General features: G+C 41.6%; 26 protein-coding genes. 3 read left to right on the top strand and 23 right to left on the bottom strand.

All coding sequences use genetic code 11. The features are described 5' to 3' along the window. Positions 1-103 precede the first annotated feature (103 nt). Together QMG11_RS06775 and pyrG are read right to left on the bottom strand one after the other, a co-directional pair. Positions 104-865, bottom strand: a complete 762-nt coding sequence (locus tag QMG11_RS06775) for an EFR1 family ferrodoxin (protein WP_281834583.1) — start codon at positions 863-865, stop codon at positions 104-106. 239 nt (positions 866-1,104) lie between these two features. After that, positions 1,105-2,706, bottom strand: coding sequence for a CTP synthase (pyrG, locus tag QMG11_RS06770; RefSeq protein WP_281834579.1), 1,602 nt, complete (start codon positions 2,704-2,706; stop codon positions 1,105-1,107). 311 nt (positions 2,707-3,017) lie between these two features. On the opposite strand from pyrG, the gene QMG11_RS06765 reads away from it, so the two are divergent. Then, positions 3,018-3,185, top strand: coding sequence for a hypothetical protein (locus tag QMG11_RS06765; RefSeq protein ID WP_281834578.1), 168 nt, complete (start codon positions 3,018-3,020; stop codon positions 3,183-3,185). A gap of 154 nt (positions 3,186-3,339) precedes the next feature. Here the strand turns inward: QMG11_RS06765 and QMG11_RS06760 are convergent, their stop codons facing one another. The 6 genes from QMG11_RS06760 to lspA all read right to left on the bottom strand — a co-directional run bounded on the left by QMG11_RS06760 (position 3,340) and on the right by lspA (position 8,162). Continuing rightward, positions 3,340-4,320, bottom strand: a complete 981-nt coding sequence (locus tag QMG11_RS06760) for a ketose-bisphosphate aldolase (protein WP_281834577.1) — start codon at positions 4,318-4,320, stop codon at positions 3,340-3,342. Between the two features lie 80 nt (positions 4,321-4,400). Continuing rightward, positions 4,401-4,874 (bottom strand): hypothetical protein, encoded by a 474-nt coding sequence (locus QMG11_RS06755; protein WP_281834576.1) that lies wholly within the window; start codon positions 4,872-4,874, stop codon positions 4,401-4,403. Continuing rightward, the gene (gene serS / locus QMG11_RS06750) at positions 4,858-6,135 is read right to left on the bottom strand and encodes a serine--tRNA ligase (protein WP_281834575.1); all 1,278 of its coding nucleotides are present in this window, start codon (positions 6,133-6,135) and stop codon (positions 4,858-4,860) included. Before serS ends, QMG11_RS06755 begins: the two co-directional genes overlap by 17 nt. 53 nt (positions 6,136-6,188) lie before the next feature. Then, positions 6,189-6,776 (bottom strand): TIGR03936 family radical SAM-associated protein, encoded by a 588-nt coding sequence (locus tag QMG11_RS06745; protein WP_281834574.1) that lies wholly within the window; start codon positions 6,774-6,776, stop codon positions 6,189-6,191. 452 nt (positions 6,777-7,228) lie between these two features. Next, complete coding sequence (locus QMG11_RS06740) at positions 7,229-7,735, bottom strand: YgjP-like metallopeptidase domain-containing protein (protein WP_281834572.1); 507 nt, start codon at positions 7,733-7,735, stop codon at positions 7,229-7,231. 13 nt (positions 7,736-7,748) lie between these two features. Beyond that, complete coding sequence (gene lspA / locus QMG11_RS06735; protein ID WP_281834570.1) at positions 7,749-8,162, bottom strand: signal peptidase II; 414 nt, start codon at positions 8,160-8,162, stop codon at positions 7,749-7,751. A gap of 787 nt (positions 8,163-8,949) precedes the next feature. Between lspA and QMG11_RS06730 the strand changes: the two genes are divergently transcribed. After that, a complete protein-coding gene (locus QMG11_RS06730) occupies positions 8,950-9,219 on the top strand; it encodes a hypothetical protein (RefSeq protein WP_281834568.1) in 270 nt (89 codons plus the stop codon). Between the two features lie 56 nt (positions 9,220-9,275). Here QMG11_RS06730 and QMG11_RS06725 read toward each other — a convergent pair whose 3' ends face one another. The 9 genes from QMG11_RS06725 to QMG11_RS06685 form a co-directional block, all read right to left on the bottom strand. Continuing rightward, the gene (locus tag QMG11_RS06725; RefSeq protein ID WP_281834566.1) at positions 9,276-10,019 is read right to left on the bottom strand and encodes a class I SAM-dependent methyltransferase; all 744 of its coding nucleotides are present in this window, start codon (positions 10,017-10,019) and stop codon (positions 9,276-9,278) included. Between the two features lie 710 nt (positions 10,020-10,729). Then, on the bottom strand, positions 10,730-11,572 hold the full coding sequence (locus QMG11_RS06720; RefSeq protein ID WP_281834564.1) for a nucleotidyltransferase domain-containing protein: 843 nt from the start codon (positions 11,570-11,572) through the stop codon (positions 10,730-10,732). A 387-nt stretch (positions 11,573-11,959) separates the two neighbouring features. Then, entirely contained in the window at positions 11,960-12,121 is a 162-nt protein-coding gene (locus QMG11_RS06715) for a hypothetical protein (RefSeq protein WP_281834562.1), read from the bottom strand. A 104-nt stretch (positions 12,122-12,225) separates the two neighbouring features. Further along, on the bottom strand, positions 12,226-12,927 hold the full coding sequence (locus tag QMG11_RS06710) for a Bax inhibitor-1/YccA family protein (RefSeq protein WP_281834560.1): 702 nt from the start codon (positions 12,925-12,927) through the stop codon (positions 12,226-12,228). Between the two features lie 114 nt (positions 12,928-13,041). Beyond that, on the bottom strand, positions 13,042-13,179 hold the full coding sequence (locus QMG11_RS06705; RefSeq protein ID WP_281834558.1) for a hypothetical protein: 138 nt from the start codon (positions 13,177-13,179) through the stop codon (positions 13,042-13,044). Positions 13,180-13,283: 104 nt separating this feature from the next. Beyond that, complete coding sequence (locus tag QMG11_RS06700; RefSeq protein WP_281834556.1) at positions 13,284-14,981, bottom strand: M3 family oligoendopeptidase; 1,698 nt, start codon at positions 14,979-14,981, stop codon at positions 13,284-13,286. A 35-nt stretch (positions 14,982-15,016) separates the two neighbouring features. Continuing rightward, on the bottom strand, positions 15,017-15,871 hold the full coding sequence (locus tag QMG11_RS06695; RefSeq protein WP_281834554.1) for a glucosaminidase domain-containing protein: 855 nt from the start codon (positions 15,869-15,871) through the stop codon (positions 15,017-15,019). Next, positions 15,855-16,520 (bottom strand): class I SAM-dependent methyltransferase, encoded by a 666-nt coding sequence (locus tag QMG11_RS06690; RefSeq protein WP_281834549.1) that lies wholly within the window; start codon positions 16,518-16,520, stop codon positions 15,855-15,857. The genes QMG11_RS06695 and QMG11_RS06690 overlap by 17 nt, the downstream gene beginning before the upstream one ends. Before the next feature lie 118 nt (positions 16,521-16,638). Then, positions 16,639-16,989: a winged helix-turn-helix transcriptional regulator gene (locus tag QMG11_RS06685; RefSeq protein WP_281834547.1), complete on the bottom strand. Its 351-nt coding sequence runs from the start codon at positions 16,987-16,989 to the stop codon at positions 16,639-16,641. Between the two features lie 249 nt (positions 16,990-17,238). Here QMG11_RS06685 and QMG11_RS06680 point away from each other — a divergent pair, with 249 nt between their 5' ends. Beyond that, entirely contained in the window at positions 17,239-17,757 is a 519-nt protein-coding gene (locus QMG11_RS06680; protein WP_281834546.1) for a lactoylglutathione lyase family protein, read from the top strand. Positions 17,758-17,831: 74 nt separating this feature from the next. Here the strand turns inward: QMG11_RS06680 and accB are convergent, their stop codons facing one another. The 6 genes from accB to def form a co-directional block, all read right to left on the bottom strand. Then, positions 17,832-18,290 (bottom strand): acetyl-CoA carboxylase biotin carboxyl carrier protein, encoded by a 459-nt coding sequence (accB, locus tag QMG11_RS06675; protein ID WP_281834544.1) that lies wholly within the window; start codon positions 18,288-18,290, stop codon positions 17,832-17,834. An 18-nt stretch (positions 18,291-18,308) separates the two neighbouring features. Then, complete coding sequence (locus QMG11_RS06670; RefSeq protein ID WP_281834542.1) at positions 18,309-18,761, bottom strand: ACT domain-containing protein; 453 nt, start codon at positions 18,759-18,761, stop codon at positions 18,309-18,311. An 81-nt stretch (positions 18,762-18,842) separates the two neighbouring features. Beyond that, positions 18,843-19,709, bottom strand: a complete 867-nt coding sequence (gene folD / locus QMG11_RS06665) for a bifunctional methylenetetrahydrofolate dehydrogenase/methenyltetrahydrofolate cyclohydrolase FolD (RefSeq protein ID WP_281834540.1) — start codon at positions 19,707-19,709, stop codon at positions 18,843-18,845. A gap of 3 nt (positions 19,710-19,712) precedes the next feature. Further along, complete coding sequence (locus QMG11_RS06660) at positions 19,713-20,369, bottom strand: redox-sensing transcriptional repressor Rex (protein ID WP_281834538.1); 657 nt, start codon at positions 20,367-20,369, stop codon at positions 19,713-19,715. 17 nt (positions 20,370-20,386) lie between these two features. Next, positions 20,387-21,316, bottom strand: a complete 930-nt coding sequence (gene fmt / locus QMG11_RS06655; protein WP_281834536.1) for a methionyl-tRNA formyltransferase — start codon at positions 21,314-21,316, stop codon at positions 20,387-20,389. Between the two features lie 29 nt (positions 21,317-21,345). Next, on the bottom strand, positions 21,346-21,855 hold the full coding sequence (def, locus tag QMG11_RS06650; protein WP_281834534.1) for a peptide deformylase: 510 nt from the start codon (positions 21,853-21,855) through the stop codon (positions 21,346-21,348). Between the last annotated feature and the right edge of the window lie 2 nt (positions 21,856-21,857).

Genomic DNA, 21,857 nt, shown 5'->3' with positions numbered 1-21,857 from the left:
TATTTTTATTTCAAAAGCAATGTTTTTTTAGACATACGAAGCATATATTTTGTATGTCAAAACTTCTTCAAACTCATTTTGTTAAAAAATGCACTTTTTGAGATCACTTCTTAACCATGTAGACCCTTGGATTTAGGTATCTTTTTTTGTTTTGCGTTCTGTTTTTGTAATTAATAGAATTTTTAGGACATATATGTACACATCTTAAGCACAGCTCACACCTGACCCCAAAAACAATTTTTTTTCCTGCCAGGACTATATTTTTAGTAGGACACTCCCTCTCACATAGACCGCAGGAGATACAGCTGTCATCTGCCTTGAGATTTTTTCCCATCTTTCTGAATCTTTTAGCTGAGTACTCATAGATCATATTGGGAATATACCTCATAGGGATCTTGTCCCTCTCAAGTAGCTTTTTATTTCCAGCGAGATCCTTCAATATCCTCCCTAGCTTCCTATCACCATCTCCTATGAGTTTCATCTGCTTCTCTAGGCTGGGAACCTTAAAAGCTATTATATAGTTGTCTGGATACCTCACTGCTGCCCCGTAGCTCAGGTCTACTCCCTCCTTCTTAAGAAGATCCCTTGTATACTCCAAAGCCCTACCATAGGCTCCCCCATAGGTAAGAACTACAAAGACATAGGAAGCTTCCAATCCCTCAAGCTTCCTTATAAAATCTCTCACTATATTAGGAGGTCCCAGGGCATAGACTGGGAACACCAGACCAAGGTACTCCATCTCCCCTGCTGCCTCTGTTTCCCTTCGGATCCCCTCCACCTTTAGGTGCAGTTTCTCCCCTATTTTTTTTGCGCAGTAGTAACTATTTCCAGTTCCTGAAAAATAATAAATTCTTCCTCTCTCCACAGTTCACCTCCTAGTACAAGTTTACCCCACAAAACCAGCAAAATGAAATTTTTAATACTAAAAATAAAGAGCTTTTTGTTTAAAACTCCCAATAATTTAATTAGTTTTTTAGTCAACAATAGAGTTTTATTACAACCATATATCAGTGAGTTCAGTCGCTTCAAGTTTTATCTCCTCCCCTTAAGCTGCAGATCCTTCCAAAAAATAAAAAAAGAGCAGGAAAATTCCTGCTCTTAAAATTACTTTTCAGTTCTCTCTAGGATAGCCTTTACAAGACCTGTAAATAGAGGGTGAGGTCTATTTGGTCTAGTTTTAAACTCTGGGTGGAACTGCCCTGCGATAAAGTATGGGTGCTCGCTTGTTGGAAGCTCTACTATCTCCGCAAGTCTTCCGTCTGGAGATGATCCTGAAATTACAAGACCTGCATTCTGGATTACTTCCTTATATGCGTTGTTGAACTCAAATCTATGTCTATGTCTCTCATAGATAAGCTCCTCTCCGTAAAGTTCTCTAGCAAGAGTTCCCTCCTCTAGCTTACAAGGGTAGATTCCCAGTCTCATAGTACCACCCATCTCTACTCCCTTCTGATCTGGAAGGATGTCGATTACTGGGTGCTCACAGTTTTCATCAAACTCTGCAGAGTTTGCATTTGTGTATCCAAGTACCTCTCTTGCATACTCAATTACAGTACACTGCATTCCAAGACAAATTCCTAGGAATGGTATCTTGTTTCTTCTTGCAAAGTTGATAGCCTCTATCTTACCCTCTACTGCTCTTGCTCCAAATCCTCCTGGTACAAGAATTCCGTCATACTTCTTAAGTACCTTTACGTCAAGAGTCTCAGCCTGGATATAGTCGATATCAGCATCTGCATCCAGGTGGTAACCAGCGTGCTTAATAGACTCATCTATAGAGATGTATGCGTCCTTAAGCTCTACATACTTACCTACAACTGCCATCTTGAACTTCTTGCTTGGATTCTTGATTCTGTCTACCATCTTAGCCCACTCTTCAAGGTTTGGCTTCTTGTTCTCTATTCCAAGCTGCTTACACACTACATCTGCAAGTCCGTTCTCCTCCATGATCATAGGAACTTCGTAGATAGTAGATGCATCTGGTGCCTCGATTACTGCTTCCTCATCGATATCACAGAATAGAGACAGCTTTCTTGTAAGGTCATCTGTGATAGGGTGCTCAGTTCTGCAAACAAGTACGTTTGGTCTTATTCCCATCATCATAAGCTGCTTTACCGAGTGCTGTGCAGGCTTAGTCTTAAGCTCCCCTGCTGCTCTCAGGTATGGAAGAAGTGCACAGTGAACATATAGTACATTTTCTCTTCCTACGTCGTATCTGAACTGTCTGATAGCCTCTAGGAATGGAGTAGATTCGATATCTCCAACTGTTCCACCGATCTCAGTGATTACGATGTCTGAGTTGTTCTCCTTACCTACGATCTCTATCTTTGACTTTATTTCATTTGTAATGTGAGGAACTACCTGTACAGTTTTACCTAGGTACTCTCCTCTTCTCTCTTTATTTATTACAGACTGATATATCTTTCCTGTAGTTATGTTGTTATACTTTGTTAGGTTCTGATCGATGAATCTCTCATAGTGCCCAAGGTCTAAATCTGTTTCTGCTCCATCATTAGTAACAAATACTTCTCCGTGCTCATATGGGTTCATTGTTCCCGGATCTACGTTGATGTACGGGTCAAACTTCTGGATAGTTACGTTATACCCTCTCTCCTCTAAAAGTCTTCCCAGTGATGCTGCAGTTATTCCCTTTCCTAGAGATGATACTACTCCACCTGTTACAAAAATATACTTTGTCTGTTTCATTAAAAATAAACCTCCTGTTGAAATACTTAGCCGATTACCGGCAATAAAAAAAGACGAAAAAAAAAAATCGCCTCAGTGGTTTTTTTTTTGAAGAGAGAAATCCACTGCACTCTCTTCAAAACTATCTTTAATTTTCAAGTAATTTGTAATTGCTTTTCTCAATTCACTCAGAAGAGTATACCATAAGAACGAGGGCATTTCAAGGATAAAATTAAGTATTTTCAAATTCTTTTTCAGAATACAATTTTAATAAAGGTTTTTACCCTTATTTTCAGTAGATATTTTCTAAAATCAATTAAGGAGGGATAAGTATGAAGGAAATGAAAAAGAACTTAGAGGAACTGAAGAAGGATATGGCTGAATTTGAAAAAAAACTAGAAAAGGCTTGGGCAGAGGAAAATGATATTAAGATAAAGGAGTACAGAGAGAAGCTTGAAGCTATTACCGACCTTGTATTCAAGCTGAAGTCCGACAATTAATCTCCACCTCCCTTTACAGCTTGGATCAGATAGGGACAGGTATTGGAGTGCTGTTTCCTGGCAGGGGGTTAAACTATAAAATAATAAAAGATGTAAAAAAAGGAGCTCTGGGCTCCTTTTTTCTTTATCTATACTTTACTTTATGAAGATCTAATTACATAGTTCCTTTCTTGTAAGCTCCCTCTGAACCGAATACGTTAGCGATCTTAGTCTTGTAGTAGTTCTTCATCTTAGATTTTCCGTTTCCAAGATATTTTCTAGGGTCAAACTCTCCTGGCTTAGTTCCAAATACTTCTCTTACTCCTGCAGTGAATGCAAGTCTTCCGTCAGTATCTACGTTGATCTTAGCAACTGCTGATTTAGTAGCTCCTCTAAGCTCAGAATCAGGGATACCAATAGCGTCCTTAAGCTCTCCTCCGAACTCCTTGATAGTTGCTACGAACTCCTGAGGTACAGCTGATGATCCGTGAAGTACGATAGGGAATCCAGGGATCTTAGTCTCGATCTCAGATAGGATTTCGTGCTTAAGCTTAGGGTCAGTTCCTGGCTTAAACTTGTGAGCTCCGTGAGATGTACCGATAGCGATAGCTAGTGAATCAACACCAGTTCTTGATACAAACTCCTCTACTTCCTCTGGCTGAGTGAAAACGTGTTCGTCTGCTACTACGTCATCCTCTACTCCAGCTAGTACTCCAAGCTCAGCTTCTACAGTTACGTCAAACTTGTGAGCGTACTCTGCAGCTTCCTTTGAGATTGCGATGTTCTTTTCGAAGTCATAGTGAGAACCGTCGATCATTACAGATGAGAATCCGTAGTCGATACAGTCCTTGATTGCCTCTAGTGATGGTCCGTGATCTAGGTGAAGTGCGATAGGAATGTCCGATCCCATTGATCTAGCGATCTTTACTGCTGCCATAGCAAGCATTGGTACAGTTTCCTTACCCATGTAAGTTCTAGCACCTGTTGAACATTGTAGGATTACAGGTGATCCCATCTCAGCACATCCTTCAACGATAGCCTGCATCATTTCCATGTTGTTAAAGTTAAAAGCTGGTACAGCATACCCATTTTCGTTAGCGTGCTTGAACATTTCCTTTGTGTTTGAAAGACCTAAGTCCTTATAATTGTATTTCATAGTCAAAATCATCCTCCATCAAATGTTTTCTACATACCCATTCTAACAAATTTCTTTTCTAAAATCAAACATACCTTAGGCTATATTTTAACCTTTATTTGTTTCAAAATATGCCGAAAGAACCATTTTGGTTTCATTCTTTTCTTAAACAGACTAAAAGCTTCTGGCACCATCTCCATGACACACTCCCCAACAAGCTGGTATTTCTTAAGGGGTCCCCTAAGAAGGTTACCAGAATTGGCAAGCCAGGATATCATAATAAGGTTTATTATCCTCAAAAAGTTCACAGTGACTGTAATGATTCCGGTCTTTGTGATATAAAAATTATATAACCTATAGACCACTTCCCCCTCCTGAAGGTAGAGAAGCTGAAAGAAACAGGTACCCATATAGAAGAGAAAGAGAAACTTCATCTTCTTCAGACCCTTCTTCAGCTCCTTATTCTTAAAGAGGTTTATAGTAAGAACTATAAGAAAGATCACCCCCATATCCAGGGGGTGAGATAGATAGACATTACCTATAAAAAGAAGAAGTAAACTACTTTTTAATAACATCTGCTCCACCCATGTAAGGTCTTAGTGCCTCAGGAACGATGATAGATCCATCCTCCTGCTGGTAGTTTTCAAGGATTGCGAGAAGTGCTCTACCTACAGCTACACCAGATCCGTTTAGTGTGTGCACGAACTCGCTCTTCTTCTCTCCCTCTGGTCTGTACTTAAGACCCATTCTTCTAGCCTGAAAGTCTCCACAGTTTGAACAAGATGAGATCTCTCTGTATTTACCTTGAGCTGGTACCCATACCTCTAGGTCATAAGTTTTAGTCGCTCCGAATCCGATATCTCCAGTACACAGCTGAACTATTCTGTATGGAAGTCCCAGTCTCTGAAGTACAGTTTCTGCGTTAACTACCATCTTTTCAAGCTCATCATATGAAGTCTGAGGAGTAGCAAGCTTTACCATCTCAACCTTGTTGAACTGGTGCTGTCTGATTAGTCCCTTCATGTCTCTTCCATATGATCCAGCTTCTCTTCTGAAGCAAGGTGAGTGAGCTGTGTAGTACTTAGGAAGGTCCTTCTCCTCTAGGATCTCCTTTCTGTGGATACTTGTAAGAGTGATCTCTGAAGTTGAGATTAGGAACATATCATCTGTAGTCTTGTACATGTCCTCCTCAAACTTAGGAAGCTGACCAGTTCCCTCGCAGATCTCTCTGTTTACGATATATGGAGTGATGTGCTCAGTATATCCGTGCTCAGTAGTGTGAAGGTCTAGCATGAAGTTGATAAGAGCTCTCTCAAGTCTTGCTCCAGCTCCTCTGTATATAGTAAATCTTGATCCTCCAAGCTTAGCTCCTCTTTCAAAGTCAAGGATCTCAAGGTCCTCTCCAAGCTCATAGTGTGCCTTTGGTTCGAAGTCAAACTTTCTAGGCTCTCCCCATGATCTTACAAGAAGGTTGTCCTCTTCGTCGTTTCCAACTGGAGTTGACTCGTGGTATACGTTAGGAATAGTCATCTGGAAGTATCTAAGCTTCTCATCTAGCTCGCCAAGTCTTGCATCTAGAGTTTTTATCTCTCCAGACACTCCTCCCATCTCAGCTTTGATTGCCTCAGCCTCTTCCTTCTTACCCTCTCTCATTAACTTACCGATCTCTTGAGATACAGTGTTTCTCTTGTGCTTAAGAGCCTCTACCTTTGTAAGGATCTCTCTTCTCTCTGCGTCGTACTGTTCAAACTCATTCAGGTTTACCTCAGTACCTCTGTTTTTTAGCATCTCCTCTAAAAATTCAATATTGTCTCTGATGTATCTTAAGTCTAGCATCTCAATACCCTCCCTTTACTTTTATCTATAAAAATTTTTATTTTTAAGCTTTTTTACTTCTTGTATCCCATCTTCTTTATCTCTACCTGAGCTAGTTCCACTCCTGCAACACCTAGGAAGGCGTTTGGAGATGTGTTTCTAACCTCTAGATAGAGGAGGTTCCCCTCTACCCTGTAGTCCACAAGCTTCTCCTTAAGATCTCTCTTCTGAAGTTTTCTCTTCTTTATTCTTTCCTCTATAATTTCATCCTGAGCCAGCACAGCTGCTATCCTGTCGATAACCTCCTGCTCTCCCCTGATCTCATATATCATTACCTCAAAATCATTTACGATACTGGCTTTTCTAGGAACCTCTTCCACAGCCTTGAACCTGATCCCTTCCGGGCAGAACTCATTCATCTTAGCCAGCAGCTCATCGTTATCCATATCCTCAGCAAGCTCCAGGTCCATTACCTCGTTATATGCCTCTACTCCAAGTGATACTGGGTTCCCAAAGGACATCTTTGGTCTTGGGTGGAACCCCTCTGAAAATTTAACCTTTATATTTGCCTTCTTAAATAGCCTTTCCAGAAACCTTATGGTATCTAGGTGGGAAATATACTTCATATCTCCCTCTTTATCAAAATATATTCTCTTCTTCAATCTCTATTCTCCTTTTTTGAAACAATTTACATTCATTCTTTGCTCCCCCAAAGAACGAACCAAGAAAGGGGGCCCCCTTCTGATCCTTCCCGGGTAGGATTCTGCATCTATGCCCTTTACAAGCTACAGTCCTCGTTCCTGAGGTTAAGTATCTATAGTTTATCACTGCGGAACTTATTCTGTTTTACGGCCTAGCTCATTACTCAGCTCCTGCCAAATCAGGCAGAAGGAGGTCTCCAAATCTTTACGACCTTTCAGGTCGATTAAACCTTTACCAAGTCATCTGCTAGGGCGTCGGACCGCTTAAGTTTTTCTTACGTTTTACATTATTCTTTCCCTTCAGAGTAAGAGATGTAGCTCATAAAGCCCGTATATAATTATCTATCTCCTGAGACATCTGAAAGGTCTTGATCTTTTGGATACTTTTTGCATCAAGGCAAAAGTATCGCTTATTAATATAAGCTTTTTCCAAATACATCCATATAAGTAAGATATAACCTCATATCAAACTCCAGCTGGAAGTAGTTGGGTTCCATGTGCTGGCAGAGCTTGTAGAAGGGCTTGTCGTGGTTCTTCTCCCTCAGGTGTGCAAGCTCGTGCACAACTATTACCCTGAGAAACTCTACAGGCATCCTCTTAAATACAGAGGCTATCCTTATCTCATTCTTACTCTTGAGCTTCTTTCCCTGTACCCTGCTCACATAGGTGTGAAGGCCCAGAGCCTGATTTTCCAAACTTATCTTTGGATCGTAGAGGACCTTGCTTATGGGGTCTCCCTTCTTCAGATACTCATTCTTCAGCTCCATCACGTAGTTGTAGAGCATCTTGTCGTTGGCCACCTTGTGTGGCTTTGGGTAATTGTTTAAGATGTATTGGTGTAGCTTATTCTTTTTTATCATGGTTTCCACACCCTCTAGGAGGTGTTTCTGATATCCATTTAAATATTTTAATTCCTTCATCTATCTTCCTTTTCTAAAATAAATCCTGTACCAGTATTATTCCCATCCCACCGAATATATAGAAGTCTGCCAGGTTAAACACCGGAAACCCCTTGATGGCAAAGTATAAAAAATCTATTACATATCCCCTTATAAGTCTGTTGAGGGTATTCCCCAGTCCCCCTGCAAGAACAAGAGCCAGTCCCGTTTTGTTCATAGGGGAGAAGAGAAGCAGGTAGCCTATGTAAAAGAGCAGTACAAAGTTACATATCAATATAAAATTTTTCTTGTGGTTCAGCCTGTTAAAGGCTATCCCAAAGTTTCTCACATAGTAAAACTGAAGCTTTCCGCCAAAGTAGGATCTGGGCTGATACTTTAGCTTTTTTTCTGCAATGATCTTAGTGTAGATATCCACTATAAAGAGTACAAGTATCAATATCCAGTGCATAGGCTTCCTCCAGTAAAAAAAAATCCTGCAGTTATCTGCAGGATAGTAATCTTTGCTATTTGACACCAAGTCATCACCCTGCTCATATTCATTGAAATGAAACAAAATAGACTCGAAACATTGAACTTTTCTTAAAGTAACAACATAACAACTCTACTTCTTTACTGAGTATGAGGATGAGGATGTAACTTTCTTTAACTTAAAAAACATAACGGTGTCCTCCTAATATCTATTACTAGTGTAGTATAGCATAAGAATGTATAATTTTCAAACTACTTTGTCTTTCTTTTTTAACAAAATCAATAAAGTGAAGTTTAGATCATTTTTTAATTTCTTATAGGGAAAAAAGCGACCAAATTTTTTATAGGTTACTCTTAAATTTTTACAACCACTTACTTATCTTAAGGTGAACCTTGAATGTAAACTTTTAAAAATTTATATGGCTTTTTTCCTTGAAATTCCTAAAAATTTTCTTTCTTGATTATCCAAACCTAAATAAGCAAAACTTTAAATCATTTGTACTTTCTTTGTTTTTCCAAAGAAAGTACCCAAGAAAGGACACCTCTCTTGAAAACATCTACTCCATAATCGGAAAACTATTAAAGAATCGTATCGTCTGTCACATCCTTAAGATAGTCGACGAGTATCTTTCTGGAGTTTTCCTTCATACTCCAATTACGCTGTTTTCAAATGAGGGCTTTCAGACATTCTAAATAGAGTTCTCTTATTTCAGGTGATTGAATACTGCTTTCTCCTAGGTTAGAATTAATTAAGGAGAGTGGTATCTATGAAAATTCAGAGGTTTTTAAATGTTTTAGGTGCAATGCTTAAGGACAACAACTTAACCCTGGTTGAAGAGGATATCCCCATAGTAAGGGGAAGGGTAACCTGCTCAGCCAGTGAAAATAAGGAGATCGATCTGAGATCTGTTAATGAGGACTCCAAGGTCCTTAAGCAGCTCCTGGGAGAGTTAAAACTTATCTATGAGGATGAGTTCAGCTTCTACTCCCTGGTTCACGATGAATCTGCACAGCTTATTATTGTTAAATTTCTATAAGCCTTCCCTGGGGAGGCTTTTTTTAATCTCTTGTCATCCCTCTTTCAGGAATCCCTCTACTTCTGAACTATGAAGAACCTGCACTCATTTGAAAACCTTTTAACCCTATCTGTTTCTGTGAAAAGATCGCTCCTGTAGAAATCCTCTATGAGTTTCAGGCCCGCTCCCTCAATCAGTTCGATAACCTCGTTTCTGGTGGGGATGTGGACAAATATCTCCCTGTTTTCATTGCAGCTGCTGGGGGCCAATACATCTCCAAATTCCAGCAGTCTGGGATTCTGCTCTCCTCTACTCCACTTCCCCTTCTCCTCCTCCCAGAACTGATAAAAATCTTTATCCTCATCCCTGTCGTGGGTGGTAAATATAAAGTAGCCTCCCCTCTTCAATACTCTCTTTATCTCCTTGAGCGCCTCCTCCCTGAGTTTCTTAGATGGAATCTGCATAAAGCCGTTAAAGGAGAATACTATATTTGAGAAGCTTTCATCCTCATAGGAAAGGTTGGTGGCATCCCCCACTATAAACTCCAGGTCTGTCTCCCTGCTCTCTGAGATCCCCCTTGCCCACTCTATCATCTTAGGGGACAGGTCCAGACCTATAATATTTCTGTACCCCTCCTCATGGAGTCCAAGGGTGGTCCTTCCGGTGCCGCACCCTATATCCAGGATGGTATCTTCCCTATGAAAGTATTTGTTGAAGACATACCTTTCCGATTCCCATAGGCCTATATTTATAGTTGCCTCAAAGTAGAGGTAAATGTCCTCCTCTATAGAGGATCTTACAAAGTCTTTGGTTATTTTCATGGGGTTCCTCCAATTTAATTTTATACTTTCTTTGCTTGCACCCCAAGGGCATTTCCTCGCTATGCTCACAGCATCCAAAGAAAGTATTCAAAAAATGACATTTCTCTTAAAAACAGCTATTTCGTAATCAAAAAACTTTGAAGGAATCGTATCGATTGGCCATCCCCAGGATAGTCGACGACATCTTCTTAAGTTTCCCCTCATACTCCATCTACACCGTTTTCAAGACAGGTCTTTTTGTTATTTTATGCAGAATAATTATAGTTATTATTTGTAATTTTCTTGATAATTTTTATTTTGAATATTCATTCGAGTAATATGGCATGAAGCTTAAGGAACATGTAATTTTTGTGAATAGTTTTAAAGCACTAAAGAAAACTGAGTTAAGAAAAAATTGTAAAATTACAATGAATATAAGGAGTTGATTATTATGAAACATACAAATTCTTCTATAAAGTATTTCAAGAATCTGGAAGAAGTTATCTCTAATATCATTTCAATGATATTAGCTATAACTTTTACTTTAGTAGTATTTGGTATTCCTGTAATTGTGGTGATTATATTTTTAAAAATTGTATCAACGATTATATAGCACCTGAACATAAGACTGACACCAATATAACAACTTTGTATTAAGAAGAATTTAAAAAAATAAATTCGCATACTTCACTTCATTTTTTATTAGGAACAAATCATCAATTTGTTAGTGATTATTCACCATAACTTTCAAAAGTAACATCATATCCCTCTTTCTTTAACAAATTATATAAGTTATGGCATATCCTATCCAAAGTTATTAGAAACTTTGAATTATCCCTATAGATGAATTTAAAGAGGTCCTCTATAAGGTCCTCGTAGTTTTCTGGGAGCAGGGCAAACTCCCTGGTTATCTCAAGCATCCTCTTCTCTCCCCTGTGCTTCTCACCGTTTAATGCGTAGATGATATCAAAATAGAGAGCCAGGAACTCGGTGAGCCTGTGGTTTATGGCCACGAGATCGTTTCTCTTTATGGACTTCTCTATCTGGTAGTAGAGGGAGGGCATGTAGTCCTTGAGGAGCCTATGGTTCTTCTCTACGATGTTTCTCTTGAGCTCCTCTGGATACTCCACCCTGTATTTCTCAGCCAGCTCTCCGAGTCTTCCCGTCCTGTCGTAGAGGATCTTGGAGTTGACCACATTCTCCCAGAAGCAGGTGGTGTATCCCATGCAGCTCCCACAGCTGTCTACCACATACCGCAAATTCCCCTCTATATCCTCTATCCTCCTGTAGATGAGCTCCATATCTATGCCGTTATTCAGAATGCAGTCGTCCTCCTCCTCCCAGAACTGATTACCTACCTCCATGTAGGTACAGTACCTCTCCAGGATCTCCCTTCTCCTCTCCCTATCTAAATCTCCTGTTAGATAGATATAGATATCATAGTCGGAGTATTCATCCCCCTTGCCGCTCCCCCTTGAACCGCCAAGGGCTATCGCCTCTACCTCGCTGCACCTCTTAAACTCTGAAATCACCTTCTCTATCATCCCTTCCCCCCTTAATTCAATCCTTTTCATAATCTATTCATCCTTCCCTACCATATATACCACACTTCTACACCTCTCAGATACTTCAACCTCCCCCGAATTCTTCATAGATTAAAACCAGTAACCACGAATGACACTAATCTTCACAAATTTTGAAGGTAAAAACCTATGAAGATATCTATATTTCAAATTAAAAGGGCGTCTGCAGGCTGTCGTCTGACTTCACATCAGTGGTCTGCTTCATTGCGTTTAGCTTCTTTAGGCTCTGTAGAGAGCCCAGGAGAGCAATGAAAAACCTGTTATACCTCCAAAGACAATTGCCGGAAGACTTGATTTTTGGATACCTTTGTATCAAGACAAAAGTATCCAATTTTCTTTATAAGAAACTAAAAAAAAGAAGTCCTGGGACTTCTTTTTTTATCTGTCTCCGTTATTACCCCTGTTCTCTCTCTCCATCTGTTTGATGAACTTCTCATCGGGAGCCTTAACTTTCTTCTTCTCCCTCTTGTTACGCTCCATCCTCTCCTTGGCTTCCTTCTCCATGTCTCTCAGCCACTTCTCTCCGCCGTTTCTGCTCATAGCAGCACCTCCCTCTTTTAGGTTAATTCTATTACTTCTCCCGCTACCTCGTCAAGTTTTTGAAAATTTTCGTAAAAAAAGAAAGCCCCCTAAGGGCTTCCCTTCTATCTCTTCTTCCCGAATATTCTGAGAATATAGAGGAACAAATTTATAAAATCCAGATACAGTGCCAGGGCACCTATTATGGATACCTTCTCTATTACACTCTCATCCTCCATGAGGGCTGTGTTCACGATATTATGCTTTATCCTGTTCACGTCATATCCTATAAGACCTATGAATACCAATACTCCAAGGTATGGAATCATCAGGTAGAGGAATGGTATCTTTAAAAATAAGTTGATCAGGGAAAGAACTATGAGAGTTACCAGCCCCATTCTGAGGATACCTCCAAACTTTGTAAGATCCTCATTGGTTGCATATCCGTAGACAGCCATTATCACAAAGATCACCGTTGTTCCCCCGAAGGCATAGAGGATAGACATCCCCGTATAGACTATAGCCAGTACAGAGAGGGTCATCCCTGTGAGCACCGAGTAGAGGAGAAACATCAGCCTGCTCTTATTTACATCCATCTTATACACCCTCATAGACAGAATAAATACCAGGGCAAGCTCCCCTATTACTATAGGCATCATAGCTTTATATACAAAATTCAACACCGCAGGAGTGGTCAGGGTATAGTAGGCTGTCCCCACTGTAAAGAGTATCCCTATTACCATCCATAGAAAGACTCCCTTCATCTTCTGCCCCACTATAAGCTCCAGATCCTCCCTTGTTTTATAACTTCTTCTGTTAACTTCCATCGCTTTACCTCCTTTTATCACTGTAATTCTAATCCCCTTTTTTTTCCCTGTCAATACTTCCCTCTTACACTCATATTATACTATAGAAAAAAAGGACCTCAGGCCCTTTTTAACTTACTTCTTTTCAGCTATCTCTCTCATGCAGTAAACAAGAGAATCCTTCTCTCTGTGGTTGTTTATGCACTTGCAGCAGTTACCGTGATTTTCACAGTCTGTCTTTGGACAGACACAGTTTTCCTTATTACAGGCCATCTCTACCTCCCAGTATCTCATATTTTGCTTCTTCAACACTCCTAAGTAAAGATTAATATATTCACAAAGTTTTTTCAAATTGATCCTATGAATGATTCCATTCCCTATGATCTCTTCTCTAAATCTTCTAGCTCCCCAGCCAGGAAATCCACAAGCTCCCTTATATAATCCTCACTGAAATCAAACTTAAGTCCCGCTGTTTCATAGATCTTCTCTATGGATTTACAGTACCCCAGAGCCAGGAAGTTCTCATAGTCGTTGAGGGCTTTCTCAGGATCCCTCTTGTAGTTCATATACATTCCTATTGCTCCCAGCTGGCTTATTGCATACTCGATATAGTAGAATGGTACCTCAAATATATGCAGCTGGTTGATCCACGCCATCCCCTTCTCTATATCCAGACCGCTCCAGTCGATTCCAGGGTTGAACCTCTCCATAAGCTCTCTGAAGTGCTCCTCCCTCTCCTCCTTGGTGTTCTCCGGATTCAGGTAGATCCAGTGCTGGTAGGCATCCACTATCATCACCCACGGTAGGGTCTCCAGGGATCTCATGATCTGATCCTTTCTGGCCTTTATATAGTCTCCGGTCTCTGGGTAGTAGTTTCTCCATGCATCCATACTCATAAATTCCATGGACATGGAAGCAAGCTCAGCTACCTCACTTGGGCAGTCCTGGTAGGCCAGGAGCCTTTCCCCCCTTGTGGCAAAGGAATGCATAGCGTGTCCCGCCTCGTGCATTAGGGTCACCACATCCTGGTGTACTCCCACGGCGTTCATAAAGATAAATGGTACTCCGCTCTCATAGAGGGGATAGTTGTATCCTCCGGGAGCCTTCCCCTTTCTGTTATCCAGATCCAGGAATTCGTTGTCCCTCATATACTTCAGCTTCTCACCAAACTCTTCCTTTACCTCGCCCAGGGCACCTATTCCCCTGTCTATAAACTCCTCTATCTTCTCAAAGGGTTTCAGCTTCCTTCCGTCTACACTCACATCCACATCCCACGGTCTCAGAGCAGGGATTCCCAGCCTTTCAGCTTTTTCTTTGTTCAGCTTAGCCAGGAAGGGAACCACTGTTTTCTCAACAGCAGTATGGAACTCATAGAGGTCCTCTGGGGTATAGGAAAACCTTCCCTTGGCTTCGTGCATGTAGTCCCTGTAGTTATCAAACTCCTTGTTGGCCGCCATCTCCACCCTTAGCTCTATGAGCTTATCAAAGAGTTCATTTAGCTTGTTGTTCTCCCCTGCAAGGGCTTCATACTTCTTCCTCCAGGCTTCCTCTCTTGTTACCCTGTCAGCTTCATACATATACTTCTTCATTCCAAGGAGAGTATGCTCCTCTCCCCTGAACTCCACACTTACCTGAGACATTATCTCCCCGTACTTATTGGCGAGCTCAGTTTCCTTTACTCCCAGCTCTACATTCCTTTCATCGTAGATCTCTATCTCATTTTTAAGGATCCTCTTATAGTTCTCATACCTCTCCTCTGGAAGCTCCTTAAAGTAATCGTTCTCATAGATCTTCTTATTCAGGTCGAAGGATCCCTTGGTAAGGGCTGCTACAACGCTTCCATAGTACTCATTGAAAGCCCTGCTGTACTCCTCCTTGTCAGCAAACCTCGTCATATTGATATACTTCCAGGCCATGGTCTCCTCCACAATGGCACTGAGCTCGCTGTACTTCTCCATAAACTCCACAAGGCCCTCTACACAAGTTATCTCATGGTTTTTAAGGGTCTCTATCTCCCTCTCCACTATAGCAAGATCCTCAGCTGTAAACTCCATGTTGTAATACTTTCTCTCCATCCTACTTCCTCCTTGCAAATTCCCCTGGACGTGTACTAATCCAGTTCCTTGAGTTTATTACTCTCTATTACACTTACCACTCTTTTTACATATTCCTCTCTCAGCTCAGAGTACATGGTCAGATGCCTGGCCAGCTCCGTAGAGGTCTCTCCCCTTCTCATACCGGCTCTGAGATCTCTGTAGCTCTCTCCCCTTGCCAGTAAGAGTACATAGTCCTCCACAGAACCCTTGAGGCTCTCATACTTTTTCAGGTGGGGAGTATAGCCGTTGCTTCTGGTTGTTGCTGCTATCCTCGGTTCATTGGTATTGTAGGACCAAACTCCAAAGATATTGTTTCCCTCTCTGAAGAACCTCGAGGTCCCCCAGCCGCTCTCCAGGGCTCCCTGGCTTATAATGAGGGATTTTGGAGGCATTACCATTTTCGATAGGAGCTCCTCCATACTTCCGTTTTTTATCCTGTAGCTGGAAAATAACCCCGCCAGGAACTTCTCCTCATCCCTTGTGTGGGTTTCCATCTCAGCTAATCTCTCCACAACATCTCTTCTCCACTGGAGGTCTCTCTCCACTGCATCTATTGCCGGTACCAGAAGTCCTACAAAGGCCCTCTTCTTCTCTCCCACAGAGAGATCAGCCAGCATCACAAGCTCTCCGCTGTACACATAGTTCCCCTTCCTCTCCATGAGGATCTCACTGGCCGTCTTAGGCACTATTACCGTATACCTTGGTCTGTCCTCTAACCTTACATCTCTTGCCACTCTCTTCTCCATGGCTCTCTCCTCCTTGGAGGATATCTTACCGTTTCTCTGTTTCTCCAGTGCTCCCTCCATAAAGAAGATTGCCCCTGAAAACACCAGGTAAACTACAACTAATTCCTTAATAAACTTCTTCATCTGCTTCCCTTCTAAATACTACGATATTTTTATTGTTATTTTTTTCTACCACAAGCCCCAGCTGCTCCCCTATATACTCTAGGGTTTTAATTGTATAGAACACCACGTGGGTAGGGTCGTTTATATACCACCACTTGCCAAACTCCTCCTCGCTTTTCGGGTGAAAGGCTGTCATTATTATTAACCTTCCCCCTGGAAGAAGCCTCCCGGTCAGCTCCCTGAATACCTCCATGGGTCTGTAGATATGCTCCACTACCTCTGTTGAGATTATCACACTGTACCTTTTCTCTGGATCCAGGGATCCCTCTGTAAAGTACTTGTCGTAGATATCCACATTGGTAAACCCCACCTCCTCCATTACAGAGGCCAGCACCGGCTGGGGACCTGAACCATAGTCCAGGATCTGGGCTTCCATAACCACTCCCTCCATGGAATACTCTATAAACCTCTTGAAGTACTCCCTGTACCCCTCATCCTCCACAGAGTTGTTGTGCTCCTCATACCTTGCCAGCTCCTCCGCTCCGCTTAGGAGGTCCTCCTCATCCATAAATATATACTCACACCTGGGACAGCTGTGGTACCTTCTTTTCCACCTCTTCCTTTCCACTGTAAATTCTGTGCACTCTTCACTGCATATATGACACTTCATACTTCCTCCTTGTTCAGACAAACATAAATTATACCCTCCCTGATTTTTTTTGTCAAAGTCTGCTTTCTGTTTCTCCAATGAAGGGGCAGTAGAAGGAGGTGTTGAGCTGTCATCCTCTCTAGATTTCTTCATCTACCTTCTCTCCCTCGGTCTCCAGGAGATCTCTTCCCCACTTCTCCATGGTATCCAGCACCTCTCCCAGGCCTCTCCCCTTCTCGGTTATCATATACTCCACCCTCGGGGGAACCTCTGGATATACCCTTCTCTCTATAAAGCCGTTCCTCTCCAGATCTCTCAGGTGCTCTGAGAGAACCTTCTTGCTTATCCCCGGAACTATCCTCTGAATCTCGCTGAACCTCAGTACCTCTTTATTGAGGTGCCATATTATAAGGGATCTCCACTTTCCCCCTATAACATCTATAGTCACCTCTATGGGACACTTATAATCCCTGCCATTCCATCTATACATAGCTACCTCCCATCCTCTATACATAAAAAGTTATTCTTCTGAATTTATGCCCCCTATTCTATACTTTTTCATAATTTTATGCAATTTTTTCCTTCTCTCCAGGGAAAGATGGCATCCCAAAGGGAACCTCCAGGTTACCTGAGTACCAAAAAGTGCCTTCTTCTAAGGACTTTTAAAAGGTGGTATAGTTATTCCATAAGAAAAGGAGCCAGTTATAGCTCACAATCATAAAAGTTCAGGAGGAATAAGATGAAAAGATATCCAAGAGCATTTTCACACATAGGAATCACAGTGGCAGATTTAGATCAGGCGGTAAAGTTTTATGAGGAGGTAATGGGATGGTATGTGATCATGAACCCTACAGATGTAGTAGAGGAAATCGATACAGCCATCGGTCAGATGTGTATCGACGTATTTGGTAGGGGATGGGAGAAGTTCAGGATAGCTCACCTTTCCACAGTTGACGGCATAGGGATAGAGCTCTTTGAGTTCCCAAACAACAACGATAAACCCCAGGCTGAGTTCAAGCCATTCCAGACTGGTGTCTTCCACTTCTCCGTGAAGGATCCAGATGTAGAGGGGCTTGCTGCAAAGATAGTAGAGGCTGGTGGAAAGCAGAGGATGCCTATCAGGGAGTACTACCCTGGAGAGAAGCCATACAGGATGGTCTATATGGAGGATCCCTTTGGAAACATCATTGAGATCTACTCCCACTCCTATGAGCTTCACTACGGGGCCGGAGCCTACCAGCACGAAATAGAGGGATAAAATTCTTTAACAAAACAAAAGAGACAGCCGAGCTGTCTCTTTTTAATGCGTTTACTTAATTCAATTAAGTGGAATTAGTCGATAAGGAATAACTTGTCTCCCTTAACTACTCCCTCTCCATCAGCCTTTAAGACCTTAACGATCTTACCAGCTCTGTCGGCCTTTACTTCGTTCATAAGCTTCATAGCCTCTACGATACATAGAGTATCTCCTACGTTAACCTGAGTTCCCTCTGTAACGAAAGCCGCTGATCCTGGTGCAGGACTTGCATAGAAAGTTCCAACCATTGGTGAAGTTACTGCATCAAACTTATCCTCATCTGCACTTTCCTTTACAGCTTCAGCCTTCTTAACAGCCTTTGGTACTGCTGCTGGTGCTGCCATCATTTGAGGCATAGCCTGTACAGCCATCTGTGCTACAGCTTCCTTCTTAAGAGTTATCTTAGTTCCCTCTACCTCTAGAGTTACCTCCTCTAGGTTGTACTTCTCAATATTTTCTGCTAGTTGTTTTATAGTTTCTATATCAATCTTCATAACTTCCCCCTAATGTGCTTAGTTACTACCTATTATTCTTAGGTCCTTTACTCCCTTTAGTTCACTGATCCTCTCAAGCATTCCCTCGATCTTTCTTAGCATATCTTCATTTGTCTGAAGGGCTATTGTAGACTTTGAAACACCGTCGATAGCGATATTCTGAGTAATAGTAAGGATGTTCATTCCCGTGTCAGCAATTACATCTAGTATTCTTGCAAGTACTCCAGGCTTATCCTCTAGAGACATGTAGATACTAAATACTGTGTCCTTTCCGCTCTCAAAGAATGGCTTTATGTAGTCCTTATACTTGTAGTAAGTACTTCTGCTGATTCCCACTCTCTTGATAGCTTCATACTTTGAAATCTTTTCCTGCTGAACGATGTCGTTTACCTTAATTACGTTCTGAATTGAATTTGGTAGTATTCTCTTGTCAACGATATAATACTCTCTTTTCTCTTTTCTATCTGTCATTCTTAATCACCCGCTAATTTTATTTAAATTCATCATAATCAAGAATTATTTTATCACTGAATTATTATTTTTTCAAGATTTTTAGTTCTTTTTGTCTAAATTTTGGTACTTTTTAAACGATTTTAGTGTATTTTTCATCAGCATCGCTATAGTCATAGGCCCCACTCCTCCAGGTACAGGAGTTATTGCCTTGGCTTTTTTTGAGACTCCGTCAAACTCTACATCTCCGTAAAGTTTTCCATCCTCTCCCCTGTTGATTCCTACATCTATAACAACAGCACCCTCCTTCACCATATCAGCTGTGACAAATCCCTTGATTCCCACCGCAGCTATGACGATATCAGCCTGCTTTACCTTCTCCGCCAGTTCCTTGGTTCTGCTGTGACATACAGTAACTGTAGCACTTTCATTTATAAGAAGGGCAGCAAGGGGTTTCCCCACTATATTACTTCTTCCTATAACCACAGCATCTGCTCCAGAGAGCTCTACATTGTACCTCTTAAGAAGCTCGATTATTCCATAGGGAGTACATGACTTAAAGCAGTCCTCCTCCCCCATAAGGATCCTTCCAAGGTTTTCTGCCTTGAATCCGTCTACATCCTTTTCACTGGATATAGTTTCAGTAATAAGCTCCTCATCTATATGCTTTGGCAGGGGAAGCTGTACCAGGATACCGTTTATCTTCTCATCCCTGTTTAACTTCTCAATAAGCTCCACCAGTTCATCCTGGCTAACATCTTTAGCCAGAAGATACTTTTCAGAGTGCATTCCCACTGCCTCACAGGTTCTTACCTTGGAGTTTACATACACTCTGGAAGCTGGGTTTTCACCTACCTGTACCACAGCTAGTCCTGGAACTCTTCCAGTTCCTTCCCTTAGGTCATCTATTTCCTTCTTTATCTCGTCTCTGATATCCAGAGAGGTCTGCTTACCGTCTATTATTGTCATCCTTTAAAGCACTTTCTCCTTCCAGTAGTTTAGCTCCTGCAGCTTTGCATAGAGGTCTATATTTGCTACTACTACATTTTCAGGTACCTTGATCTTCAGTGGTGCAAAGTTAAGAAGAGACTTTACTCCAGCTGAAACCAGCTTATCTGCCATCTCCTGTGCCACTGCCTTTGGTACAGTAAGGATTGCTATGTCCACTCTGTCCTTAGTTTCTAGGAAGTAGTCCAGCTCGCTTATGTTTCTTATCTTAAGTCCGCTCATCTCTCTTCCTACCTTGTGCTCTGCACTGTCGAAGATTCCGATTACATTGAAGCTTTCCTTGGTAAACTCAGGCTCCGATAGAAGGGCACTTCCTAGTCTACCTGCTCCTATGATAATGATATTGTTTGTCTTGTGTACTCCCAGAATTCTCTCGATTCCGCTGTAAAGGATCCTTACCTGGTATCCCTTACCCCTTACTCCGAACCCCTCTCCGAATTCAGAGATAAAGTTGGATAGGTCCTTTCTGATCTGAGCTGCTGTAAGCCCCATTCTTTCAGCCATCTCTTCTGAAGAAATATAATCATCTGGAGACATACTCTCTAGACATCTTAAGTACTTTGTCAGTCTCTCAATTACTCTAGGTGATATTTTATCCTTCGTTCCGTTTCCTTGACTCATCTTTTTCCTCCTAAACCTTAGTTAAATTTATCCTGTAACTTAAAGTAATTTCCATTTATAAGGTCTCCTCCGCTTAGCTTCCTCTTATTTTCAGGCTTAGCTTCTGCAAGGATAAGGCTTCCGTTTCCAGCTTTCACCACTGGACCTCTGCCCTTTATAAAGTCTACGATAGTTCCTGTTTCTCCATCATATTCTTTCTCTAGCTTTTCTACCCTATACACCTTGAATATCTTTCCGTTAAGGTATGTATGTGAACATGGGAATGGATTCATTCCTCTTACAAAGTTAAATATATTTTCCTTGGTATCTCCCCAGTTGATCTCACAGTCTTCCTTCTTAAATGGTCTTACAAAGGTAGCCTTCTCGTGATCCTGAGGTATTCTAGGAGCGGTTCCATCTCCTATTTTATTGACTGCTTCAAGAAGGGTTGTTGCCCCTATCTCCATAAGTCTGTCGTGAAGAGTAGCCAGGGTATCCTCCTCTGTGATAGGAGTCTTTCCAGTCATTATCATATCCCCTGCATCCAGCTCCTCGGCGATATACATGATGGTAACTCCAGTCTCCTCCTCTCCGTGGATAAGAGCTGCATGGATAGGCGCTGCTCCTCTGTACTTAGGAAGAAGTGAGGAGTGTACATTGATTACTCCAAGCTTCGGAATATCTATTAGCTCCTGTGGAAGGATCTTCCCGTAAGCTACTACAACTATAAGATCTGGGTTCATCTCCCTTATAAGGTCAAGGGTCTCCTCGGTTCTTACAGACTTAGGCTGATATACAGGGATGTCGTGCTCCAGTGCATACTCCTTTACAGGGGTAAACTTTATCTTCTTTCCCCTCATATTGGGCTTATCTACCTTGGTAAATACCCCTATAACATCGTGATCTTTATTTAATATATCCAGTGACGGTACCGCAAATTCAGGTGTACCCATAAATAATATTCTCATCCTCTACCTCTTTTCATTGCTTTTTTATTCTACTTCTGTCTCTTCAGTGTCTCCTTCTTCAGCATCTGAAGTTTTTTAGATACCATTCTCTTGGCTACTGGAGATATTCTGTCCACAAATAGTGTTGAGTTCAGGTGGTCATTTTCATGCTGGAAAGCTCTGGAAAGAAGCCCCTCTGCTTCCTCTACTACTTCCTCACCCTTCTCATTGGTATACTTGATCTTAACTCTCGCTGGTCTCTTTACCTTTTTGTAGACACCTGGAATGCTCAGACATCCCTCCTCGTGCTCTACTATCTCATCGGAGTACTCTAGAAACTCTGGATTGATAACCTTTCTTGTTATTCCGTCCTCTACGTCTATTACGAAGATCCTTTTGTTTATTCCTACCTGTGGAGCAGCAAGACCTACTCCTCCGGCGTCTCTCATAGTTTCAACCATATTTTCTACTATCTCCACTATCTCCTCGTTAATCTCCTCTACCTTCAGGGCATCCTCTCTCAGCACCTGATCTCCATATGTTCTTATCTCATATATCATTA

The organism is Propionigenium maris DSM 9537, from assembly GCF_027925155.1.
GTDB lineage: Bacteria > Fusobacteriota > Fusobacteriia > Fusobacteriales > Fusobacteriaceae > Propionigenium > Propionigenium maris.
The sequence above is the reverse complement of the archived record's forward strand: the minus strand, read 5'-3'. Positions and strand labels throughout refer to the sequence as shown.